Source organism: Aestuariivivens sediminicola, from assembly GCF_022662015.1.
GTDB lineage: Bacteria > Bacteroidota > Bacteroidia > Flavobacteriales > Flavobacteriaceae > Aestuariivivens > Aestuariivivens sediminicola.
The window spans coordinates 336,117-356,036 of sequence record NZ_JAKMCM010000001.1 but is presented as its reverse complement, the minus strand read 5'-3'; the positions used below and the strand labels follow the sequence as shown (position 1 = coordinate 356,036).

Annotated in this window: 20 protein-coding genes and 1 tRNA gene; 16 read left to right on the top strand and 5 right to left on the bottom strand. The window is 35.8% G+C overall.

What is annotated here, in order from left to right:
- Positions 1-38: 38 nt before the first annotated feature.
- The 11 genes from mraY (at position 39) to MR041_RS01525 (ending at position 12,340) form a co-directional block, all read left to right on the top strand.
- Positions 39-1,280 carry a phospho-N-acetylmuramoyl-pentapeptide-transferase gene (mraY, locus tag MR041_RS01575; RefSeq protein ID WP_242091826.1) on the top strand — a complete coding sequence of 414 codons (1,242 nt, stop codon included), beginning with the start codon at positions 39-41 and terminating at the stop codon, positions 1,278-1,280.
- A 7-nt stretch (positions 1,281-1,287) separates the two neighbouring features.
- Entirely contained in the window at positions 1,288-2,622 is a 1,335-nt protein-coding gene (gene murD, locus MR041_RS01570) for a UDP-N-acetylmuramoyl-L-alanine--D-glutamate ligase (RefSeq protein ID WP_242091825.1), read from the top strand.
- Between the two features lie 77 nt (positions 2,623-2,699).
- A complete protein-coding gene (locus MR041_RS01565; RefSeq protein ID WP_242091824.1) occupies positions 2,700-3,893 on the top strand; it encodes an FtsW/RodA/SpoVE family cell cycle protein in 1,194 nt (397 codons plus the stop codon).
- Between the two features lie 41 nt (positions 3,894-3,934).
- Complete coding sequence (gene murG, locus MR041_RS01560) at positions 3,935-5,038, top strand: undecaprenyldiphospho-muramoylpentapeptide beta-N-acetylglucosaminyltransferase (RefSeq protein WP_242091823.1); 1,104 nt, start codon at positions 3,935-3,937, stop codon at positions 5,036-5,038.
- Positions 5,038-6,390 carry a UDP-N-acetylmuramate--L-alanine ligase gene (gene murC / locus MR041_RS01555; protein WP_242091822.1) on the top strand — a complete coding sequence of 451 codons (1,353 nt, stop codon included), beginning with the start codon at positions 5,038-5,040 and terminating at the stop codon, positions 6,388-6,390. Before murG ends, murC begins: the two co-directional genes overlap by 1 nt.
- A 187-nt stretch (positions 6,391-6,577) precedes the next feature.
- Entirely contained in the window at positions 6,578-7,099 is a 522-nt protein-coding gene (locus MR041_RS01550) for a cell division protein FtsQ/DivIB (RefSeq protein WP_242091821.1), read from the top strand.
- A 3-nt stretch (positions 7,100-7,102) separates the two neighbouring features.
- Entirely contained in the window at positions 7,103-8,410 is a 1,308-nt protein-coding gene (gene ftsA, locus MR041_RS01545; RefSeq protein WP_242091820.1) for a cell division protein FtsA, read from the top strand.
- A 62-nt stretch (positions 8,411-8,472) separates the two neighbouring features.
- A complete protein-coding gene (gene ftsZ / locus MR041_RS01540) occupies positions 8,473-10,452 on the top strand; it encodes a cell division protein FtsZ (RefSeq protein WP_242091819.1) in 1,980 nt (659 codons plus the stop codon).
- A 155-nt stretch (positions 10,453-10,607) separates the two neighbouring features.
- Positions 10,608-11,057 (top strand): GatB/YqeY domain-containing protein, encoded by a 450-nt coding sequence (locus MR041_RS01535; protein ID WP_242091818.1) that lies wholly within the window; start codon positions 10,608-10,610, stop codon positions 11,055-11,057.
- Positions 11,058-11,062: 5 nt separating this feature from the next.
- Positions 11,063-11,136 (top strand) — tRNA-Arg (locus tag MR041_RS01530).
- A gap of 355 nt (positions 11,137-11,491) precedes the next feature.
- Positions 11,492-12,340: a zinc-dependent peptidase gene (locus MR041_RS01525; protein ID WP_242091817.1), complete on the top strand. Its 849-nt coding sequence runs from the start codon at positions 11,492-11,494 to the stop codon at positions 12,338-12,340.
- A gap of 45 nt (positions 12,341-12,385) precedes the next feature.
- On the opposite strand, the gene MR041_RS01520 is transcribed toward MR041_RS01525, so the two are convergent.
- On the bottom strand, positions 12,386-12,940 hold the full coding sequence (locus tag MR041_RS01520) for a CHRD domain-containing protein (protein ID WP_242091816.1): 555 nt from the start codon (positions 12,938-12,940) through the stop codon (positions 12,386-12,388).
- A 245-nt stretch (positions 12,941-13,185) separates the two neighbouring features.
- Between MR041_RS01520 and MR041_RS01515 the strand changes: the two genes are divergently transcribed.
- Positions 13,186-13,605, top strand: a complete 420-nt coding sequence (locus MR041_RS01515) for a CBS domain-containing protein (RefSeq protein WP_242091815.1) — start codon at positions 13,186-13,188, stop codon at positions 13,603-13,605.
- A 76-nt stretch (positions 13,606-13,681) separates the two neighbouring features.
- Positions 13,682-14,101 (top strand): CBS domain-containing protein, encoded by a 420-nt coding sequence (locus MR041_RS01510; protein ID WP_242091814.1) that lies wholly within the window; start codon positions 13,682-13,684, stop codon positions 14,099-14,101.
- Between the two features lie 2 nt (positions 14,102-14,103).
- Here the strand turns inward: MR041_RS01510 and rpe are convergent, their stop codons facing one another.
- The 4 genes from rpe to MR041_RS01490 form a co-directional block, all read right to left on the bottom strand.
- Positions 14,104-14,766: a ribulose-phosphate 3-epimerase gene (rpe, locus tag MR041_RS01505; RefSeq protein WP_242091813.1), complete on the bottom strand. Its 663-nt coding sequence runs from the start codon at positions 14,764-14,766 to the stop codon at positions 14,104-14,106.
- 280 nt (positions 14,767-15,046) lie between these two features.
- Positions 15,047-15,910, bottom strand: coding sequence for a sigma-70 family RNA polymerase sigma factor (locus tag MR041_RS01500; protein WP_027137161.1), 864 nt, complete (start codon positions 15,908-15,910; stop codon positions 15,047-15,049).
- Positions 15,911-16,002: 92 nt separating this feature from the next.
- Complete coding sequence (locus MR041_RS01495; RefSeq protein ID WP_242091812.1) at positions 16,003-16,377, bottom strand: hypothetical protein; 375 nt, start codon at positions 16,375-16,377, stop codon at positions 16,003-16,005.
- 65 nt (positions 16,378-16,442) lie between these two features.
- Positions 16,443-17,441: a hypothetical protein gene (locus tag MR041_RS01490; RefSeq protein ID WP_242091811.1), complete on the bottom strand. Its 999-nt coding sequence runs from the start codon at positions 17,439-17,441 to the stop codon at positions 16,443-16,445.
- A 162-nt stretch (positions 17,442-17,603) separates the two neighbouring features.
- Between MR041_RS01490 and MR041_RS01485 the strand changes: the two genes are divergently transcribed.
- From MR041_RS01485 to MR041_RS01475, 3 genes are all read left to right on the top strand, one after another.
- Entirely contained in the window at positions 17,604-17,768 is a 165-nt protein-coding gene (locus tag MR041_RS01485) for a hypothetical protein (RefSeq protein WP_242091810.1), read from the top strand.
- Positions 17,769-17,969: 201 nt separating this feature from the next.
- Positions 17,970-19,112: a helix-turn-helix domain-containing protein gene (locus MR041_RS01480; protein WP_242091809.1), complete on the top strand. Its 1,143-nt coding sequence runs from the start codon at positions 17,970-17,972 to the stop codon at positions 19,110-19,112.
- Positions 19,113-19,235: 123 nt separating this feature from the next.
- A complete protein-coding gene (locus tag MR041_RS01475; protein WP_242091808.1) occupies positions 19,236-19,919 on the top strand; it encodes a DUF6134 family protein in 684 nt (227 codons plus the stop codon).
- The last annotated feature ends 1 nt before the right edge of the window (position 19,920 follow it).

The window sequence follows — 19,920 nt, the reverse complement described above, 5'->3', positions numbered from 1 at the left end:
TTCAGGTGATAACCACAGAATCCTTTTAAACCAGTTAAATGTTATACTACTTATTTGAATATTTAGAGAAACAGTTTCAATTCCCAGGGGCTTCCCTTTTCGGATTTATCAGCTTTAGAGCTGCGTTCGCTATAATTCTGTCGTTGTTAATTTCAACAATTTATGGTAAACGTATCATTAAATTTTTGTTGAAGAAACAGATGGGGGAAACAATAAGAGACCTTGGTTTGAAAGGACAGTCAGAGAAGGCAGGGACACCAACAATGGGGGGAATCATCATTATTTTGGCCACCTTAGTTCCGGTCGTTTTATTGGCAAAACTGGACAATATCTATATCGTTTTATTATTGGTGACGACCATCTGGATGGGTACTATTGGTTTTGTTGATGATTATCTAAAGAAATTTAAAAATGATAAGGAAGGTTTAAAAGGCAGATTTAAGGTTTTAGGACAGGTAGGATTAGGTTTAATAGTGGGTTTAACACTTTATTTCAATCAAGATGTCACCATAAAAGAAAAGTTGCCGGAGACTGTGCAGCATGAATTACTCCAACAGAACCCAAACATTTCACCTTCTAAGTTGTTTCAGGACGAAACGAAATCGACTAAAACTACTATTCCCTTTGTCAAGAACAATGAATTTGATTATGCATCTTTAATTACCTGGATTGACGCAAGTTTGGATAAATATGCATGGGTTATTTTTATTCTCATCTCAATTTTCATTATCACAGCGGTATCCAACGGGGCCAATTTAACGGATGGCATTGACGGATTGGCAGCCGGGACTTCAGCGATCGTTGTTCTTACATTAGGCATATTTGCTTGGGTATCCAGTAATATTATTTTTTCAGATTACTTGAACATCATGTACATCCCTCGTGTCGAGGAAATCATCATTTATATCGCCGCATTCGTAGGGGCGCTGATTGGATTTTTATGGTATAACACCTATCCGGCTCAGGTATTTATGGGTGATACTGGAAGTTTAACCATAGGAGGAATTATCGCTGTTATTGCCATAGCAGTTCGCAAAGAATGGTTAATACCAGTGTTATGCGGCATTTTTTTAGCAGAAAATGTATCTGTGGTAATGCAAGTGAGTTGGTTTAAGTACACAAAAAAAAAATATGGTGAAGGTAGACGCATATTTAAAATGTCTCCCTTACATCATCATTACCAAAAATCTGGATATCATGAAAGTAAGATTGTAACACGATTTTGGATTATTGGGATATTACTGGCCATTATAAGTCTTGTTACGTTGAAAATTAGATAGAACGTGCATGAAAAGGCGGTTAGTCATATTGGGAGGCGGAGAAAGTGGCGTTGGGACGGCGCTTTTAGCAAAGGCAAAAAAATATGATGTCTTTGTTTCAGATAAGGGTAAAATATTAGATAAATACAAAAAAGTTCTTAAACATAATGAGATTGAATGGGAGGAAGGAAAACATTCCGAAGATAAAATTCTGAATGCTAATGTCGTGATGAAAAGTCCTGGGATTCCTGATAGTGTGCCTATAATGGTAAGATTAATAACCGCTAAGGTTCCTGTAGTCTCCGAAATAGAATTTGCATCTCGGTTTACTGATGCAACCATTGTTGGAATTACCGGTAGCAATGGTAAAACGACTACGGCGTCTTTAACATATCACCTGTTGAAACAGGAGTTAGATGTTGGTTTAGCCGGAAATATTGGCGACAGTTTTGCCAAACAGGTTTTGGAATACGATTTTAAAAATTACGTGCTCGAGATCAGCAGTTTTCAGCTTGATAATATTGTTTATTTCAAACCAAAAATTGCCGTGATTACTAACATAACACCAGATCATTTGGATAGGTATGATAACAAATTTGAAAACTATATCGCTTCAAAATTTCGAATTGCCATGAACCAAACACGAAGTGATTATCTGATTTATGATGCAGACGATAAGGTGATCGTCGAGCATTTAAAAAGGAATCCGATTCAATCTACAATGCTGCCATTTTCGTTAAGCCGGGTCATTGAAAATGGAGCGTACTATAAAAATAAAAACATAATAATAACAATAGATAACCAAAAGATAATTATGCCAACGACAAACTTAACCTTAGAAGGAAAGCACAATATTAAAAATGCAATGGCGGCTTCGACCGTAGCCCATTTGTTAAAAATCAGAAAACAAACCATACGTGAAAGCCTGGAGAACTTTCAAGGTGTAGAACATCGTTTGGAGCATGTGCTTAAGATAAATAAAGTGCACTATATAAATGACTCAAAAGCTACGAATGTAAATGCGACATATTATGCCTTGGAAAGTATGGAGGCTCCTACAGTATGGATTGTAGGTGGACAAGATAAGGGTAATAACTACAGTGAGTTGTACCCCTATGTGAATGAAAAGGTTAAAGCGATTATTTGTCTTGGTATTGATAACAGTAAAATCATAGATGCATTTAATGGTATGGTAGACATCATGGTAGAGACGCAATTTATGAGTGAGGCCGTAAAGATTGCTTATAAGATAGCAGAACCTGGAGATAATGTTCTGTTATCACCGGCCTGTGCCAGTTTTGATCTATTTGAAAATTATGAAGATAGGGGACGTCAATTTAAAGCAGCAGTTAGAAACTTATAATCAAGACTTTTCATATAAATGATCCAATGAGTAAAGATTAACCATTTAAAAACTAAGTCATAAAGGTCCTCAGGACAATGCGTAAAGTATTCAACAACATAAAAGGAGATCGATTAATTTGGGCCATTGTAGCACTATTGGCTATTGTATCATTTTTGCCCGTGTACAGTGCTGCGAGTAATTTGGCCTACAGGGGTGGAGATGGAAATACATTTGCCTTTTTTGTCAAGCATTTCATGCACTTATTTTTGGGTTTTGCAATTATGTACGGCATACATAAAATTCCTTATAGATACTTTAAGGGGCTATCATTAATCATGATTCCTGTGATATTGGTGCTATTAGGACTTACGGTAATTCAAGGAACTACTATAGAGGGAGCCAGTGCAAGTCGTTGGATCCAGATACCATTTGTTGGTGTGTCATTTCAAACCTCCACTTTTGCATCGGTTGTTTTAATGGTTTATGTGGCGAGATACATGTCGAAAATTAAAGACAAACATATTTCTTTTAAAGAATCAATTTTGCCGCTCTGGTTACCGGTATTTTTAGTATTGGGATTTGTTTTGCCATCAAACTTTTCAACTGCAGCCATCATCTTTTTAATGGTTACAATTTTGGTATTCATTGGGGGTTATCCGATTCGTTATCTGGGGGTTATCATTGTCTTAGGCATTGCAGCATTAGCGCTATTTGTTATGGCAGCCAAATTAACTGAGGGACCCTTAAATGTAAAAGTGACAACCTGGGAAAACCGGATTAAAAATTATTCTAATGGAGAGGATACTGAAGCTGATTATCAAATTGAGAAGGCTAAAATTGCAATTGCATCAGGAGGTATAAAGGGAGTCGGACCAGGGAAAAGCATTCAAAAAAACTTTTTGCCTCAATCATCCTCAGATTTTATTTTCGCGATCATCATTGAGGAGTATGGATTATTAGGCGGGTTTTTTATTATAGTCTTATACCTGTGGTTTCTGTTTCGAATTGTAATAGTATCTCAAAATAGCGATACAGTTTTTGGTAAATTATTAGTCTTGGGTGTTGGCTTACCCATTGTCTTCCAGGCTCTAATAAATATGGCAGTAGCAGTTGAACTATTTCCGGTAACAGGACAAACATTACCATTAATAAGTAGTGGAGGGACATCTATATGGATGACTTGTTTGGCCATTGGGATCATTCTAAGTGTAAGCGCTCATAGACATGACCTTAAAGAACAAGAAATAAATGACGATAACCCGTTAGAAATTTTATCTGAAGCTATTTGAACTGTAAGTGAAAAAGTTTAAAAACATATAACGCTGAATTAGTGGAAAAGGGAAATGCATATAGAATAATTTTATCCGGGGGAGGAACTGGAGGACATATTTATCCTGCTATTGCTATTGCTAACGAATTAAAACGTAGGCTGGCCAAGGCTGAGATTCTATTTGTTGGTGCTAAAAATAGAATGGAAATGGAGAAAGTTCCACAGGTGGGATATCGAATTATTGGGTTATGGATTTCGGGTATACAGCGTAAATTGACTTTAAAAAATGTTTTGTTTCCAATTAAACTGATTTCAAGCTTATTGAAATCCCGAAATATTATTAAAGATTTTAAACCTGATGTTGTTATCGGTACTGGAGGTTTTGCCAGTGGCCCATTATTGTATACCGCTTCATCTCAAGGAATTCCATGTTTAATTCAAGAGCAAAATTCATATCCCGGAATCACCAACAAATTATTGGCTAAAAAAGTTCAGAAAATATGTGTTGCCTACAGTGGATTAGAGCGATTCTTTCCTGAAAATAAGATCATTTTAACAGGGAACCCTGTAAGGCAAGATCTATTGGATGTGGATGCCAAAGCTGTAGAAGCGAAAAACTTTTTCAATTTAAAGCATGGGAAATATACTGTGCTGGTTTTGGGTGGAAGTTTAGGGGCCAGACGTATAAATGAATTGATTGAACAAGAGCTGGATTTCTTTGATACACTGAACGTTCAAATTATTTGGCAATGTGGAAAACTATACTATCCGCAATATAAAATATATAACAACACGAGCGGAGTTCAGGTTTATGAGTTTCTCAATAATATGGATCTGGCCTATGCAGCTGCAGATGTCATTATATCACGGGCGGGAGCGAGTTCAGTTTCAGAATTGTGTATTGTTGGTAAGCCCGTAATATTCATTCCATCACCGAATGTTGCCGAAGACCATCAAACAAAGAATGCTATGGCTATTGTAAATGAAAATGCTGCTGTTTTAATTAAAGAAGAGGATTTGGAGGTCGACTTTAAAAACCAATTTGGGCAGCTATTGGCCTCTCCAGAAAGGCAGAAACAACTGGGTGAAAACATTCGAAAGATGGCTTATATCAATGCCACATCAAGCATAGTTGACGAAGTCGAAAAACTGTTAAAAAAGTAATGGTGTTAAAGGAAATACATAATGTTTATTTAATAGGTATTGGCGGCATAGGAATGAGTGCGTTGGCACGTTATTTTTTGACCAAGAATAAACATGTTGCCGGATACGACAAAACACCTTCTGAAATAACCTATGGATTATCTCAGCTTGGTGCGAGCATTCACTTTGAAGATGATGTTAAAAAAATAGACAAGATATTTTTAGACAAGAAAAGCACATTAGTTATATATACCCCGGCAGTACCGAAAGACCTTCGGGAATTGACTTTTTTTCAAGAGCTCGGATTTAAGGTCTACAAACGTTCAGAGATCTTAGGTTTAATAACGGAAAAATCCTATTGTTTTGCCGTGGCTGGGACGCATGGAAAAACAACCACTACAAGTATATTAGCACATTTATTGTACGAATGTAATATCCCTTTCACAGCATTTCTTGGGGGAATTAGTGAAAATTACAACACAAATTTTATTCTTAGAGGGAGCGAGGTAACCGTAGTTGAAGCTGATGAGTTCGATCGTTCATTTTTATCCCTTAAGCCAGATATGGCGTGTATAACTTCAATGGATGCCGATCATCTCGATGTCTATGGTGAGGCCGAAGTATTAAGAGATTCCTTTAAGGCATTCGCATTATGTTTAAAACCTAATGGGAAACTGTTTGTTAGAAATGGACTACCATTAAAAGGGATAACATACGGTATTGAAGATGATTCAGATTATAGTATTATAAATATAAAGATTGAAAATGGAACCTATGTTTTTGATGTTAAAACATCGAAAACAGTTCTGGAACGCTTAAGATTTAACCTACCTGGTAGACATAATTTGTCGAATGCATTAATAGCTTTGGCGATGGCTGTGGAGTATGGTTGCCCTCCCCGACAGCTCGTCAAAGCTTTAGCATCCTTTAAAGGCGTAAAGCGTCGTTTTACCTATCATATAAATACAGAAGATTTTATTCTTATAGATGATTATGCGCATCATCCCGAAGAGATTAATGCTGTATATCAAGCGGTGAGGGAAATGTATCCAAAAAAGAAAGTTTTGGCAATATTTCAGCCTCATCTCTATAGCAGGACACGTGATTTTGCAAACGATTTTGCAAGAAGCCTGGCACAGTTTGATGCCTTATTGTTACTGGACATATATCCGGCTCGGGAAGTACCAATAAACGGCATTACATCGGCGTGGTTACTTGATAAAATTGGTCTGGCCAATAAACAGTTGGTGGACAAGAACGAGCTAATAGACAAAATTCATGAAAGTTCGGCTCAGATTGTCATAACCATGGGTGCGGGAGACATTAGTGATGAAGTAAAACTCATAAAAAAAGAATTTAGCATTGCGAGTTAATTGGAATTACATAAAAATGGTGTTTTTATTTGGATTGGTAATCTTTCTTTATGCCTTTGCGTCACACAGGAATACTACGCGAATTGTATCGCATCCAAATATAAAATTCATTGGTGAAAACAATCTTTTTATAACCAGTCAAGCTGTTAGTAAATTGTTAATACAAAATCAACATGATGTTAAAAATGTGATTAAAGAAACTTTAGATTTGAATCAATTAGAGCGGGCCCTGAACTCTAACCCAATGATAAAATCGGCAGAAGTGTATGTGTCTGTAAATGGTACACTTAATGTCGATGTTGAACAAAAAACACCAATTGCACGTGTCACAACCAATGCGTCATATTATATAGATGATGAAGGTGTTTTTATGCCATTGTCAAACAACTATTCGGCCAGAGTACCGCTAATTACAGGGTTCGTTGAAAAAAATAATTTAAATACGATTTATAAGGTTGCCAAAAAGGTCAATGAAGATGAATTTTTAAAAAAGAATGTTATTGAAATTTATCAGAACTATAGGATGGAGATCTTTTTCAGATTGAGGCGCTGTGATTTTTTAGTTAAACTGGGAACGGAAAAATCTTTGGATAAAAAAATTAATAACCTAAAAGTGTTTTATAAAAAGAAATTAAAAGAACATACGCTTAATAGTTACAGTCAAATCAATTTACAATTCGATAATCAAGTCGTCTGTACCAAAACATAGAACATGGAACATAATTTAGCAGTAGGGTTAGATATAGGAACTACAAAGATAGTGGCCATGATAGGTCGTAAGAATGAGTATGGTAAAGTCGAGATTTTGGGTATTGGCAGATCGAAAAGTTTGGGGGTTCATCGAGGTGTTGTAAACAATATTACCCAAACCATTCAGTCTATCCAGCAGGCAGCACAGGAGGCAGAGGCTTCCGCCGAATTGAAGATTGACGGTGTTACTGTCGGTATAGCCGGCCAGCATATTCGCAGTCTGCAACACAGCGATTATATTACCAGACCAAATTCAGAAAACGTTATAGATGAATCTGATATAGATAGACTTATAAACCAGGTGCATAAGCTGGTCATGTTACCTGGAGAAGAAATTATACATGTTCTGCCACAGGAATATAAGGTAGACGGACAAGGTGAAATAAAAGAGCCTATTGGAATGTATGGTGGTAGATTGGAAGCCAATTTCCACGTTGTAGTAGGTCAGGTTTCGTCCATAAGAAACATTGGACGCTGTGTTCAAAGTTCGGGATTAAGCTTAGAAGGTATAACTCTAGAACCGTTGGCCTCAGCGAATGCTGTATTAAGTCAGGAAGAAAAAGAGGCTGGAGTGGCACTTATCGATATTGGAGGCGGGACTACAGATCTTGCCATTTTTAGAGACGGTATTATTAGACATACTGCAGTCATACCTTTCGGAGGTAATGTTATTACAGAAGACATAAAGGAGGGGTGCTCCATTATTGAAAAGCAAGCCGAATTACTAAAAATAAAATTTGGTTCCGCATGGCCTGGAGAAAATAAAGATAATGAAATTGTTTCCATACCCGGTTTAAGAGGGCGCGAGCCAAAGGAGATTACACTTAAAAATCTTTCAAAAATAATTCATGCACGTGTTGTAGAAATAATTGAACAGGTATATGTTGAAATCAAAAATTACGGACACGAAGAACAAAAGAAAAAATTGATAGCGGGTATTGTTCTTACCGGAGGGGGTAGCCAATTAAAGCATCTCAAACAACTCGTCGAATACATAACAGGTATGGACACGAGAATAGGTTATCCAAATGAGCATTTGGCCGGCGACAGTGATGAAGATATTACGAGTCCCCTGTATGCCACGGCGGTAGGTTTGGTCTTGGATGGATTAAAACGACAAGAGCGAAGAAAAATAGAGGAAAGTAAAAAAATCGAAGAGCAAGAAGATGTTTTGGAAGAAACTCAAGACACAAAAAATATAAAGGAGCGACGTTCCTTTTTGGATAAATTAACAGAACGGGTTAAAGATTTTCTGGATAATGCAGAGTGACGAACAATCAAAAACAACCCAAATAAATATTAAAAAATTAAAAACCCAATAAACAAGAATTTATGAGCAGCAAAAAAGAATTCGAAAGCATTTCATTTGATCTACCCAAAAACCAATCAAATGTTATTAAGGTTATTGGTGTTGGCGGTGGTGGCAGCAATGCCATCAATCATATGTTCCAACAGGGTATTAAAGGAGTAGACTTTTACATATGTAACACAGACGCCCAAGCGTTGCAGAACAGTGGTGTACCAAATAAGATCCAATTGGGTGTAAATTTAACTGAAGGTCTCGGAGCGGGTGCAAATCCGGAAATTGGAGAGCAGTCTGCAGTAGAGAGCTTTGAGGAAATTTCAAGAATGTTGGATACGAATACCAAGATGGTTTTCATTACTGCCGGAATGGGTGGTGGAACAGGTACGGGAGCGGCACCTATAATTGCAAAAATGGCCAAGGACCAGGATATTTTAACTGTTGGAATTGTTACCATGCCGTTTCAGTTTGAAGGGAAGATGCGTTTGGAACAATCGCAAAAAGGTATTGAAAAATTAAGAGATGTTGTCGATTCTCTAATAGTTATAAATAACAATAAACTTCGTGAAGTTTATGGCAACCTTGGTTTTAAGGCTGGGTTCTCAAAAGCGGATGAAGTGCTTTCCACAGCTGCTCGTGGTATAGCTGAGGTTATTACACATCATTACACTCAGAACATCGATCTGCGTGATGCAAAAACAGTATTGAGTAATAGTGGTACTGCCATTATGGGTTCGGCCATTGCATCCGGACAAAATCGTGCGGAGGAGGCCATAAGAAAAGCACTGGATTCCCCGCTGCTAAATGATAATAAAATTACAGGTGCTAAAAATGTATTGCTGCTTATCGTTTCTGGATCGCATGAAATTACCATCGATGAAATTGGAGACATCAATGACCATATTCAGGATGAGGCTGGTCATGGGGCTAATATTATCATGGGGGTTGGAGAAGATGAATCCTTAGAAGAATCAATAGCGGTAACCATTATTGCAACTGGATTTAATGTAGAGCAGCAAGATGAGATCTCCAATACGGAAACTAAGAAAGTGGTCCATTCTTTAGAGGATGAACACGATTTTGCGGCAAAGGCTAAAGACCCTGTTATTATTACACCGGTCATAGAAATGGAAGAAAAGAAGGAGAAAAAGGAGACTCATGTTGTACGACATACTCTCGATATGGAAGAAGATGAATCTGAAGTAATCAATAGAAAAGAAATAAGGGCTTCTAAGGAACGATCTAAAAAAGTCACCATCTCCAATGATTACGATATCAATTTGATTAAAACTTCCGATTATATTAGAGACATTGATGTTGAATATCAGGAAATCAAATCCAAAGTTCATGAGGAAGATGATTTTATTATCAAACCGGTAACCGTTGAATCCAAAGATGAGGATTTTCCAATTGAAGAGGAACAGCAAATAACATTGACATTTGATTTGCCAATATCTTCCGATGGTAAGGATAGCGAAGATGATGCTACAGAACCTTTATCAAACGACAATATTAAAAAAATTGCTGTTAAAGATTATATTGAACTCATTACTGTAACAGAGGCTAATGAGGAGGGAGAGGTGCGTTACGCACTCGATGATTATATTGAATTAGAGTCATCCATGAACAGTAAGAATGAAAGAAACGTGGAATATGTTGAGGAGCTAGATGAGGACATAGTTTTTGAAAAAAAGGTAATTGTCGAAGATTCTGTTGAAGAAGACATTCAAGAAGGTGAAATAGATCCAATGAATACGCCAATATCCCAGATGTTGAAAGAGCGTGCTGAAGAGCGAAAGCGAAAAATGAAGGATTTCAATTATAAGTTTAACAATGCTAAAATTGATGATATCGAAAGAGTCCCGGCATATAAAAGACAAGGTGTGGATTTAAGTGAAGTTAAACATTCTTCGGAAACGGATAGATCCAGAACAAGTGTTGGTCTGGATGACAATGATGATATCCAATTAAGAAATAACAATTCATTTCTACATGATAATGTGGATTAGTACTTAAAAGCTACTTTTGCCATACTTTGTTATGAACCCGAAAAGAATCTCTCAGCTTTTCGGGATTTTTTTTTGACATCACTTAAGTTATTTCATTATTTTTGCATTCCTAATATCTAGGGACTAATTATTTGTATCTACATTAATTTAACAGTATGAGCTTACAAGAGGATGTAATGACAGCATTAAAGGATGCAATGAGATCCAAAGATCAGAGGGCCCTTACCGCTTTAAGAGCTGTAAAATCCGCTATTTTACTGGCACAAACAGAAAGTGGTGCTAAAGCTGAATTAACACAAGAACAAGAATTCAAAATTCTTCAAAAGCAAGTAAAACAGCGTCGGGATAGTGCTGCAGTATATTTAGAACAAGGTAGAGAGGATTTGGCCACTCCAGAATTGGAAGAGGCAAAAATAATTGAACGGTTTTTACCGGAGGCGCTATCTGATGCAGAAATAGAAAAGGTTGTTTTAGCAACTATTAAACGCATTGGAGCAGAGGGTATGAAAGATATGGGAAAAGTTATGGGTTTAGTTAGCAAGGAGTTGGCTGGTAAAGCCGATGGCAAGACCATATCGAGCATAGTAAAAGGGAATTTAACATAACAATAGGCCACGTAGCTCAGCTGAATAGAGCACTGGATTTCGGCTCCAGCGGTCGGGGGTTTGAATCCCTCCGTGGTCACGAATAAATTGTTCAATAAGAAAAAACGCCAAGTTTACTTGAGCGTTTTTTTGTTTGGACTATTTTCAAAGCTGAGCTTTGAGGGAAAAAGGGGCGAAGCACCTTCATTCCTGATCAATAAGAATATATTATTCCCTATTTATTCATAAAAGAGCGTTTTTTTGTTTGGACTATTTTCAAAGCTGAGCTTTGAGGGAAAAAGGGGCGAAGCACCTTAATTCCTGATCGATGTCACAGTGTAACTTGACCAAGTTTAAATCATAATTATGGGTTTAAGCAACACTTTTTATTTATTAAATTACATTATTAGAAAGTATTAATGTAATTTCGAATCGACCTAATACGTTAATAATAGGTGTTACTGCTACTCATCATAAAATATAATTTAGGAAGTAAAATCATACTGGGTATTTTCTTTGCGGCAATGACCTTTATGTTCTTTTATTTTGCGATTAAATTAGTTGAAATGGGTTATGTGCTTAAAAAAAGAAAACCATATTATGTGCATTTTTATTTTTTTAAGCGAAAACTCAGTGAATTACAAAAACAAATCTTAAAGGATAAGTTCCGATTTTATAATAAATTATCGGAACAGAACAAGCGTTATTTCGAGCATCGGGTCGCTTCTTTTATCATTGATAAAGATTTTATTGGAAGAGGAGGATTAGTTATTACTGAGGAAATGAAAGTCCTGCTCGCCGCCACAGCGGTCATGCTGACCTTTGGATTTCGGGATTTTTACATTGGACTAATTTCCAAGATTGTAGTGTATCCCAAGAAATTTTATTCGAAATCGAACGCTAGTTACCATAAAGGAGAATTTAATCCTAAACTTAAGGCCCTGGTACTCTCATGGGAGGATTTTTTAAAAGGCTTTGACGTCGAGGATGATAATTTAAATCTAGGGATCCATGAATTCACTCATGCCATTCATATCAATAGTATCAAGGAACGCGATATTAGTTCAACAATATTTAGCGATACTTTTAAAGAACTCTCCGAAATGTTATCCAAGGATGATGCACTCAGGGATAGTATTACCTCTTCGAAATATTTCAGAAAGTATGCCTATACCAATCAATTTGAATTTTTGGCCGTAGCCATAGAACATTTTATTGAGACCCCACAGGATTTTAAATCTGAATTCCCACAGGTTTATGCCAAGGTGCGGCAAATGCTCAATTTTAACTATGCAGGGTACTGAGAAAAAAAGAGGTCAAATTTTGACCTCTTTTTATATTCTGTGTTTCTATAATTGCCCCCTTAACTCCCCTGGAGGGTTTTTATCGGTATGAACATTAATATAAATATTACCGTCTCTAATGTCCTGGATGAGCATAGCTAATTTATTTTCACCGTCTTCAGAAAAGCTTTCGGATGTTATATAACCTTCAGCAAGGATCCCATTAAATCTGCCCTCTTTTTTAGGGCCAAGGAACAAGCCAACCACGACACCTCCATTTTCGCCTGGAGGCGCTTTGTGGAAATGAGATGCCCGAACGTTTTCAATATTTGCCACAATAATTTTATAGTAAATCATAGTTTCATCTTCGTTGATCTTTATATTAGCCTGACCCGTGGCATTAGTCCGTATAATTAGAGAAACTTCATTGTCGGGCGATAAATGCGTGTTAAAATTAAATTTCACCTGCACAGATGCTTTTGAGTTAGCGCTCTTAGACATTAAGGTGTTGTTCTGTAAATCGGATTCAAGGCCTAATTGCTCGTTTGAACATTTTGTGAAGACAAAACAAAGGACGACCAATAGCCCAACCTGCATCAAAAATCTGGTTAGTGTTTTCATAAACATTTTTTAAAGTTAATAAACAAATGATTTTCCTAACAGAAGTATGTAAAATGCTGGCTATGAGAAGGGTGTATTCTAAGATACGAATAATTTAAGTCAATTCATGGCAATTTACCTGTAAGAGGTATATATATTCGATTAAAAACCTTTTAATTGTTCTGGATTATTATATGATGAATGTCATACTAAATTAACAATCAGTTTAATATTTTTAGTCTTTAGTAAACCAAAATCAAAATGTAATGATACGAAAAGCACCTGTTTCAATGATAATGACAGAAAATGTCATTACTTTGAAGAAAAAAGATAGTCTGGAAAAGGCAGAGCAGATTTTTAAAAAATACAATATTAGACATTTGCCCGTGGTTACGAATAATGTGGTCATTGGGATGCTGAGCAAAACGGATTTACTTCGGCTTAAGTTTGCGGATTATAGTGATAATGACGATCAGGATACCGATGTGTTTGTGTATAAAATGTTTACAGTTGAACAGGTTATGAGACAGAAAATAGTTTCGGTAACCTCATCGAATTCGATTAAAGATGTGGCCGAAATATTTGCAACCCGAGAATTTCACGCCTTACCCGTTATTGATAATAATCAATTGGTAGGTATTGTCACGACTACGGATGTCATACGGTATCTACTGAGTCAATTTTAGTGTTATCAGTTACCAATAACTATCTCGTGTAGATTCGTGTTAAAGACATAATTTTGATTTTTTAAAAAGTAAAACAATGAAAGATTTAATTCCAGTATCAGAAATAATGACCAAGCATATCATTGCCTTAGATCGCAGTGATGATTTAACTACAGCAGAGATGCTGTTCAAGCAATATAATATTCGGCATATCCCAGTAGTACAGGAAGAGTCTATTATTGGTATGTTGAGTTATTCAGATCTGTTAAAGATTAGCTTGGCCGACGCCTCCGAGGATGATCGAGATGTCGATACCGTTGTCTACAACATGTTTTCTATAGAGCAGGTTATGACAAAAAATGTCGTTACAGTTACAAGTAACACCAGCATTAAAGAAGTAGCCAAAATACTATCGGAGAGGGAGTTTCACGCTTTGCCTATCGTTGATGATTCTATTTTAGTAGGTATTGTTACAACCACTGATATGATGAAATATATGTTAAACCAATATCTCTAGGCTTAAGTATTTGCAATATGTTTTAAATCTGTAATCGTTGCTTTGGGATCTTTGCTTTTAAATACAAAGCTTCCGGCAACTAAAACATCAGCACCTGTGTAAATTAATTTTTTTGCATTGGTATTGGTTACACCCCCATCAATCTCAATTAAGGTTTTAGCTCCTTTTCGTGTTATTAATGTTTTTAATTGTGATACTTTAGCGTACGTATTCTCAATAAAACTTTGTCCTCCAAACCCCGGGTTTACACTCATTAAACATACCAAATCGATATCATTTATAGTGTCTTCCAAAACGTTAATATTCGTGTGAGGGTTCAGGGCAACACCCGCTTTCATGCCTTCTGCTTTAATAGCTTGTAAGGTTCGGTGTAAGTGGGTGCACGCTTCATAATGGACGGTTAATACATGGCTTCCCAGTTCGGCAAAGGTTTTGATGTATCGATTCGGGTCCACAATCATTAAATGCACATCTAAGGGTTTTTCAGCGTGCTTTGCTATGGCCTTAAGGACAGGCATACCAAAAGAAATATTGGGAACGAATACGCCGTCCATAATATCAATATGAATCCAATCGGCATCACTTCGATTGACCATTTCTACATCGCGTTGTAGGTTTGCGAAATCGGCCGCTAAAATGGAAGGCGCTATTAATTTTGAACTCATTTATGGATGTTGAAATTGTTTGGACAAAAATAGTATAAAAAAATAAACCCCCGGTAATCAGCCGGGGGTTCTTTCATCAATCAAAAAACGAACAGTTATGTGAAACTGTTTGTAACCTTAATCTGGCTGATATTCTATTATCCACCAGAAAATAACTTTATATTAATATTTCTTTTACAAAAACTTAAACTACCCAAATATACTCAAAAATATATAAATTAAATAGTTCGTTCAAAATCCCACATCAATTACAAGATTTTTGATAATAATTTGGTTGTCTTTAGCCCAGATAGGTTTTTAATATTTTACTTCTGGACGTATGTTTTAACCTGCGTATTGCTTTTTCTTTTATCTGTCTGACACGCTCTCGCGTTAAATCGAATGTTTCTCCAATTTCTTCAAGCGTCATAGGATGCTGATTACCCAAGCCAAAATACAAACGAATCACATCGGCTTCACGAGGTGTAAGGGTTTCCAAAGCACGCTCTATTTCGGTACGCAAGGATTCGTGTAAAAGCTCCTTATCTGGATTTGGTGATTCTCCACTATTTAATACATCGTATAAATTTGAATCTTCACCTTCAACTAATGGAGCATCCATACTGACATGACGTCCAGAGTTTTTCATGGACTCCTTTACATCATTAATGGTCATGTCCAGTTCTTTGGCAATCTCCTCAGCACTTGGCGGACGCTCATGACTCTGCTCTAAGAAGGCAAAAGTCTTATTGATTTTATTTATCGATCCGATCTTGTTAAGTGGTAAACGAACAATACGCGATTGTTCGGCTAAAGCTTGAAGAATGGACTGACGTATCCACCACACGGCATAGGAAATAAACTTAAATCCACGAGTCTCATCGAAACGCTGAGCCGCTTTAATAAGCCCTAAATTTCCTTCATTAATTAAATCCGGTAAGGTTAAGCCTTGATTTTGGTACTGCTTGGCAACAGAAACCACAAAGCGCAGATTCGCCTTGGTTAATTTTTCCAGAGCTACCTGATCACCTGCTTTGATGCGCTGTGCTAATTCAACTTCTTCGTCAGCAGTAATTAAATCTACTTTACCAATTTCCTGTAAATACTTGTCTAACGACGCAGTTTCTCTATTGGTAACCTGCTTCGTAATCTTAAGTTGTCTCATGTAATGCTGTTCTTATTTTAGAGGGATTGCAATTCTTTTACTTTAGTTATACGGAAGAATAACCAAAAATGTTACAAAAGCTTAAAATAAATTTAAATTTTGATAAGATTTTTATCACTTAAGTTAATGGCTTCCAACATTTCATTAGTGAATTTGTAATGCCCTCTCGTGGTAATTAATTTAAACCGATACGATTTTAAATTACTTAAGGTATTTAGGAATAGCCACTTGGATTTAAGCAGTTTAGGTTTTTCAGATTTTAAGCTTACATCAAAAACATGCTTTCTGCCTTCCTTTGTTGCTACTATGTCAGGCGTTACTGCAATGTCGCTTCCTTTTTTAATGTAAGATTTCGGTGTTTCGTAACCGTCAATGTCTGCTTTAATATTTTCGAATCCTCTATTTTCCAAATACGCAATGGAGTCAACTAAAATATCAGAATATTTTTCTTTGTCCGTATAAATCATAACCTATAATATAGTCGAAAAATAAAGAAAATCAAGTTTTTAACAAGATTTAACAAAAAACCAAGCTACAGAAAAGTCCTCTTATCGTCTAGGTTGATAAATGCTTTAACCGTATTTATTTTTTGATGAATGGTCTTGAAAAATAAGGTTCTATCACGTTCTCCCGCAGTGGCCAAAAGTTTTGAAATAGACATTTGCTTTTGTAAAAAATCATGCATCATCTCACAGGTTTCCTGGTGTTCTATCTTAAAATAGCTTAACACAGTGAATGGTGAAAAAAATACTTTTTGAAAAGGTGTTTTTACCATAACCGTGTTGGTCAACATATGAAGGTCGCATTTATAGAGGTGATAAGAATTTTTATTTTTGGCACCAAATAGACTCTGCTGAATCGTTTGTTCTTCGGTATGGTTTATAACATCATTGATATCTTCGCAAATGGAGAGCGCCATTTCTTTTGAAACGAGACCAGCCTCAAAATAATACAAAACTTGCTGTAAGGTACCGGTAACCGTATTGTCATTCCATAATTCTGTGATATCAATATATTTGTAAGCAGCACTTAAGTTATAGGCACTTTGTAAAAGAGAATCAGGTATGGTTTCGACCCAATCGTCAAAAGTAATTTTACTTTTTGCCATATCTGTATTTAGATCCTTAAGCCATACATACATCTTATAGCGAGAAAGATTTGAATCATTTAAAGTGTGAAAAAATGGAATGTCTTTTGCCGAATAAATGATTTCACAATTTTTAAGCTTTATGAGGGTTGAAACATTATCCAAGGAGGCTTTTAACCACATTTCCAGGCCCAATTCGTCTTTTGGTTGTGGAGGCAATTCGGCAATCAAAGTGTTTGTATTGCCAACCTCAAAAAGTTTGTTCAATGAAACCTTATAATGCCTGGCCAACTTGACACCTTCTTCCAGAGTGAGACTGGTCTTCAAGTTTATGCGTCTGTAGGCTGCATCATAACCGATATCCAAAACGCCTGCGACTTCGTCGACAAATGAGGTGTTATCCTGAGTTTTTCCTTTAAGAAATTTTATAAACTGTTCTTGCATTTTTTAAAAATTGCAAGTAGTGTGACGGTAGATTTTGTGAAATTTAAGAAAAAAAAGTGAAGTTTTAAGCAAATTCTGTTAAGCGTTTGTAATAAATAGTACTTAATTTTATCCTGTTGCTTTCAAGCATGCAGAGAAGTTAAATAATTAAAATCTTTAATCATGAAAACCAGAACCAATACCCACGCCTATTCACTTCAAAATCTTATTAATAACATTATAGATACGTATATGTACAATGTATTAATTAACAGCGAATACAAAAAAAGTCTCAATACTACGTATTCCTATAATTTAACTCAAGAAAGTCACCTAAAAGCAGCCTAAGCTTTTATCACTTCATTGGAATTTCTTTAAGTTTGGTTTTACGGGTTTTTCTATTTTCTGAATTACAGTCTTCTCTAGTTTCTTTCTCCTCGTCCTGAGTATTTAATTTCTTACTTTTTTTGTAGTACCTGTTTTGGAAGGTGTTTTTTTCTTACATTTAAAATTCAAAAACACATGATTTCATAAAATAGCGTACTATAAATGAATTTTGTTTCCATAGTCAACTTTTTATTGATTGCAGGAGTTGTTCAGGGTTTTGTGTTTAATCTTGTAACCCTATTTGTTAAAAAGAAATTCGACAGGGTCATCGTATTTCTCAATCTTATTGTATTTTTTATTTCATTAAACAATTTACAGCGTTGGCTCATTGCCCATGGCTATGTCTCCGACTTATTCCTCATTCGACAGTTACTCATACCGTGGTACTTCTTTATTGTACCCATGTTTTATGCTTTTTTAATTTATTTTATTAAAATAGAGCAGAAAGTAAATAACTATTTAAAAACCTCGGCAGTTATTTTTATTTCTGAACTCATTATTCGACTTTGCCTGATATCCTATGTATATTATGAAGTACCAGATCGTGATGTGACTGTCATATACAATTATACCAATGTAGAGGATATTTTTAATTTGTTTTACATGATATTTCTCTTCGGTAATGCGAGTTTAATTGTTTTCAGGCGTCATCATTTATTGGCCTATATTTTATCTTATGATGATTTGAATTGGATAAAATGGTTCTTTAGATTCGGCGTAATTAACATCGGTTTTTTTGCTGTCGCCCTTGCCATCAAAGTAAAAACGGGAAATCAGGATGCTTACAAATTTTTAAACCTTTTTACTTCAATATTGATTTACTGGATAGGTTACCAGGGGATGTACAAATATCATGTGCTTCGAGATCGCATTATACTTCGAAGTAGTTTGGAGAGCGAAAACGTATCAATTGCGTCAAATGAGATAGAGGATTCTAAGAAGGAAGACGATGATTTTTTCAACGCGAAGCATGACAAAGATTTTGAAAGAATAAAAGACCACATTATAAAAAATAAACTGTACCTGGATCCCCTTTTGAGTATGGAAGCATTAGCTATGGATATGGGTATGAGTAAAAGCTATTTTTCGAAACTTATAAATTCTTATAGTGATTATAATTTTTCAGATTATATAAATTCGCTGCGCGTTGCTCAGGCCAAAAAGTTTTTGGCGAATGATGAATTTAGTGACTACACTATTGTATCCATCGGTTTAGAATGTGGATTTAACTCGAAGTCTACCTTCTATACTGCCTTTAAAAAATTTACCAACCAAACACCAACAGCCTTCAGGGCTGAGTTTTAAGGGCGCATTAAGTCCTAAATTATCGTTGGACATCCCAATTTTTTCTTCATAGACCATATAGGATATGGGTATCACTCATGGCTGATAATTTTACCATGGTAAAACAATTTAATCCATCAAGTTATGATCCCAATGTTAATTCTATACCTCATTAAAAAGGCCAAAGAGCGCACATTTAACTTTAAAAGGTTTTTTGGATTTAAAAGGCTATTGCTAAGATTAAAGCTTGGGTTAACTGTTCTTATCACCACTGTTTCTTATGGAATAAACGAGGAGCCCGTTCACCAGATCAGTTTTAATGTGGTTAGAAATAATAAGATTATAGGCAGTATTGATATAAGATGTGAAACTCAGAATGATTCCACTATTTATGTCTTGGAAAGTCAAATTAAAGCAAAGTATATATTAGCTTTCAATATTAAAGGAAAGGAAAAAACGGTCTTCAAGGATGATCTTCTCATCTATTCATCAGTATTTAGAAAGGTCAATAACAAAATAAAAAGTAATCATAGTCTTAGTTACAAGAACCAGAAATATCAATTAGAGAAGTCCGGGAAGGTAGAGCCAATTGGCTTTAATGAAATTCATAGGAACTTAGTCACCTTATATTTTACCGAACCCAAGGGCATAAGCACCATTTATGTTGATAATGACACCAAAATGGTCAACATAAAGGATATAGGTTTTGGTAAATATCAGGTTCGTTTTTCCGACGGGAAATACAATGTTTACCATTACAGCAAAGGACGTTGCGTAAAAGTCGAGGCCAACAGTTCATTATTTAATGTCACCTTAATACCAGTATAGT

Excerpts from the sequence above, each read along its gene's own strand:
- mraY (WP_242091826.1), top strand. The coding sequence starts at position 39 with ATGTTATACTACTTATTTGAATATTTAGAGAAACAGTTTCAATTCCCA.
- murD (WP_242091825.1), top strand. The coding sequence starts at position 1,288 with ATGAAAAGGCGGTTAGTCATATTGGGAGGCGGAGAAAGTGGCGTTGGG.
- MR041_RS01565 (WP_242091824.1), top strand. The coding sequence starts at position 2,700 with ATGCGTAAAGTATTCAACAACATAAAAGGAGATCGATTAATTTGGGCC.
- murC (WP_242091822.1), top strand. The coding sequence starts at position 5,038 with ATGGTGTTAAAGGAAATACATAATGTTTATTTAATAGGTATTGGCGGC.
- ftsA (WP_242091820.1), top strand. The coding sequence starts at position 7,103 with ATGGAACATAATTTAGCAGTAGGGTTAGATATAGGAACTACAAAGATA.
- ftsZ (WP_242091819.1), top strand. The coding sequence starts at position 8,473 with ATGAGCAGCAAAAAAGAATTCGAAAGCATTTCATTTGATCTACCCAAA.
- MR041_RS01535 (WP_242091818.1), top strand. The coding sequence starts at position 10,608 with ATGAGCTTACAAGAGGATGTAATGACAGCATTAAAGGATGCAATGAGA.
- MR041_RS01520 (WP_242091816.1), bottom strand. The coding sequence starts at position 12,940 with ATGAAAACACTAACCAGATTTTTGATGCAGGTTGGGCTATTGGTCGTC.
- MR041_RS01515 (WP_242091815.1), top strand. The coding sequence starts at position 13,186 with ATGATACGAAAAGCACCTGTTTCAATGATAATGACAGAAAATGTCATT.
- MR041_RS01510 (WP_242091814.1), top strand. The coding sequence starts at position 13,682 with ATGAAAGATTTAATTCCAGTATCAGAAATAATGACCAAGCATATCATT.
- rpe (WP_242091813.1), bottom strand. The coding sequence starts at position 14,766 with ATGAGTTCAAAATTAATAGCGCCTTCCATTTTAGCGGCCGATTTCGCA.
- MR041_RS01500 (WP_027137161.1), bottom strand. The coding sequence starts at position 15,910 with ATGAGACAACTTAAGATTACGAAGCAGGTTACCAATAGAGAAACTGCG.
- MR041_RS01495 (WP_242091812.1), bottom strand. The coding sequence starts at position 16,377 with ATGATTTATACGGACAAAGAAAAATATTCTGATATTTTAGTTGACTCC.
- MR041_RS01490 (WP_242091811.1), bottom strand. The coding sequence starts at position 17,441 with ATGCAAGAACAGTTTATAAAATTTCTTAAAGGAAAAACTCAGGATAAC.
- MR041_RS01485 (WP_242091810.1), top strand. The coding sequence starts at position 17,604 with ATGAAAACCAGAACCAATACCCACGCCTATTCACTTCAAAATCTTATT.
- MR041_RS01480 (WP_242091809.1), top strand. The coding sequence starts at position 17,970 with ATGAATTTTGTTTCCATAGTCAACTTTTTATTGATTGCAGGAGTTGTT.
- MR041_RS01475 (WP_242091808.1), top strand. The coding sequence starts at position 19,236 with ATGATCCCAATGTTAATTCTATACCTCATTAAAAAGGCCAAAGAGCGC.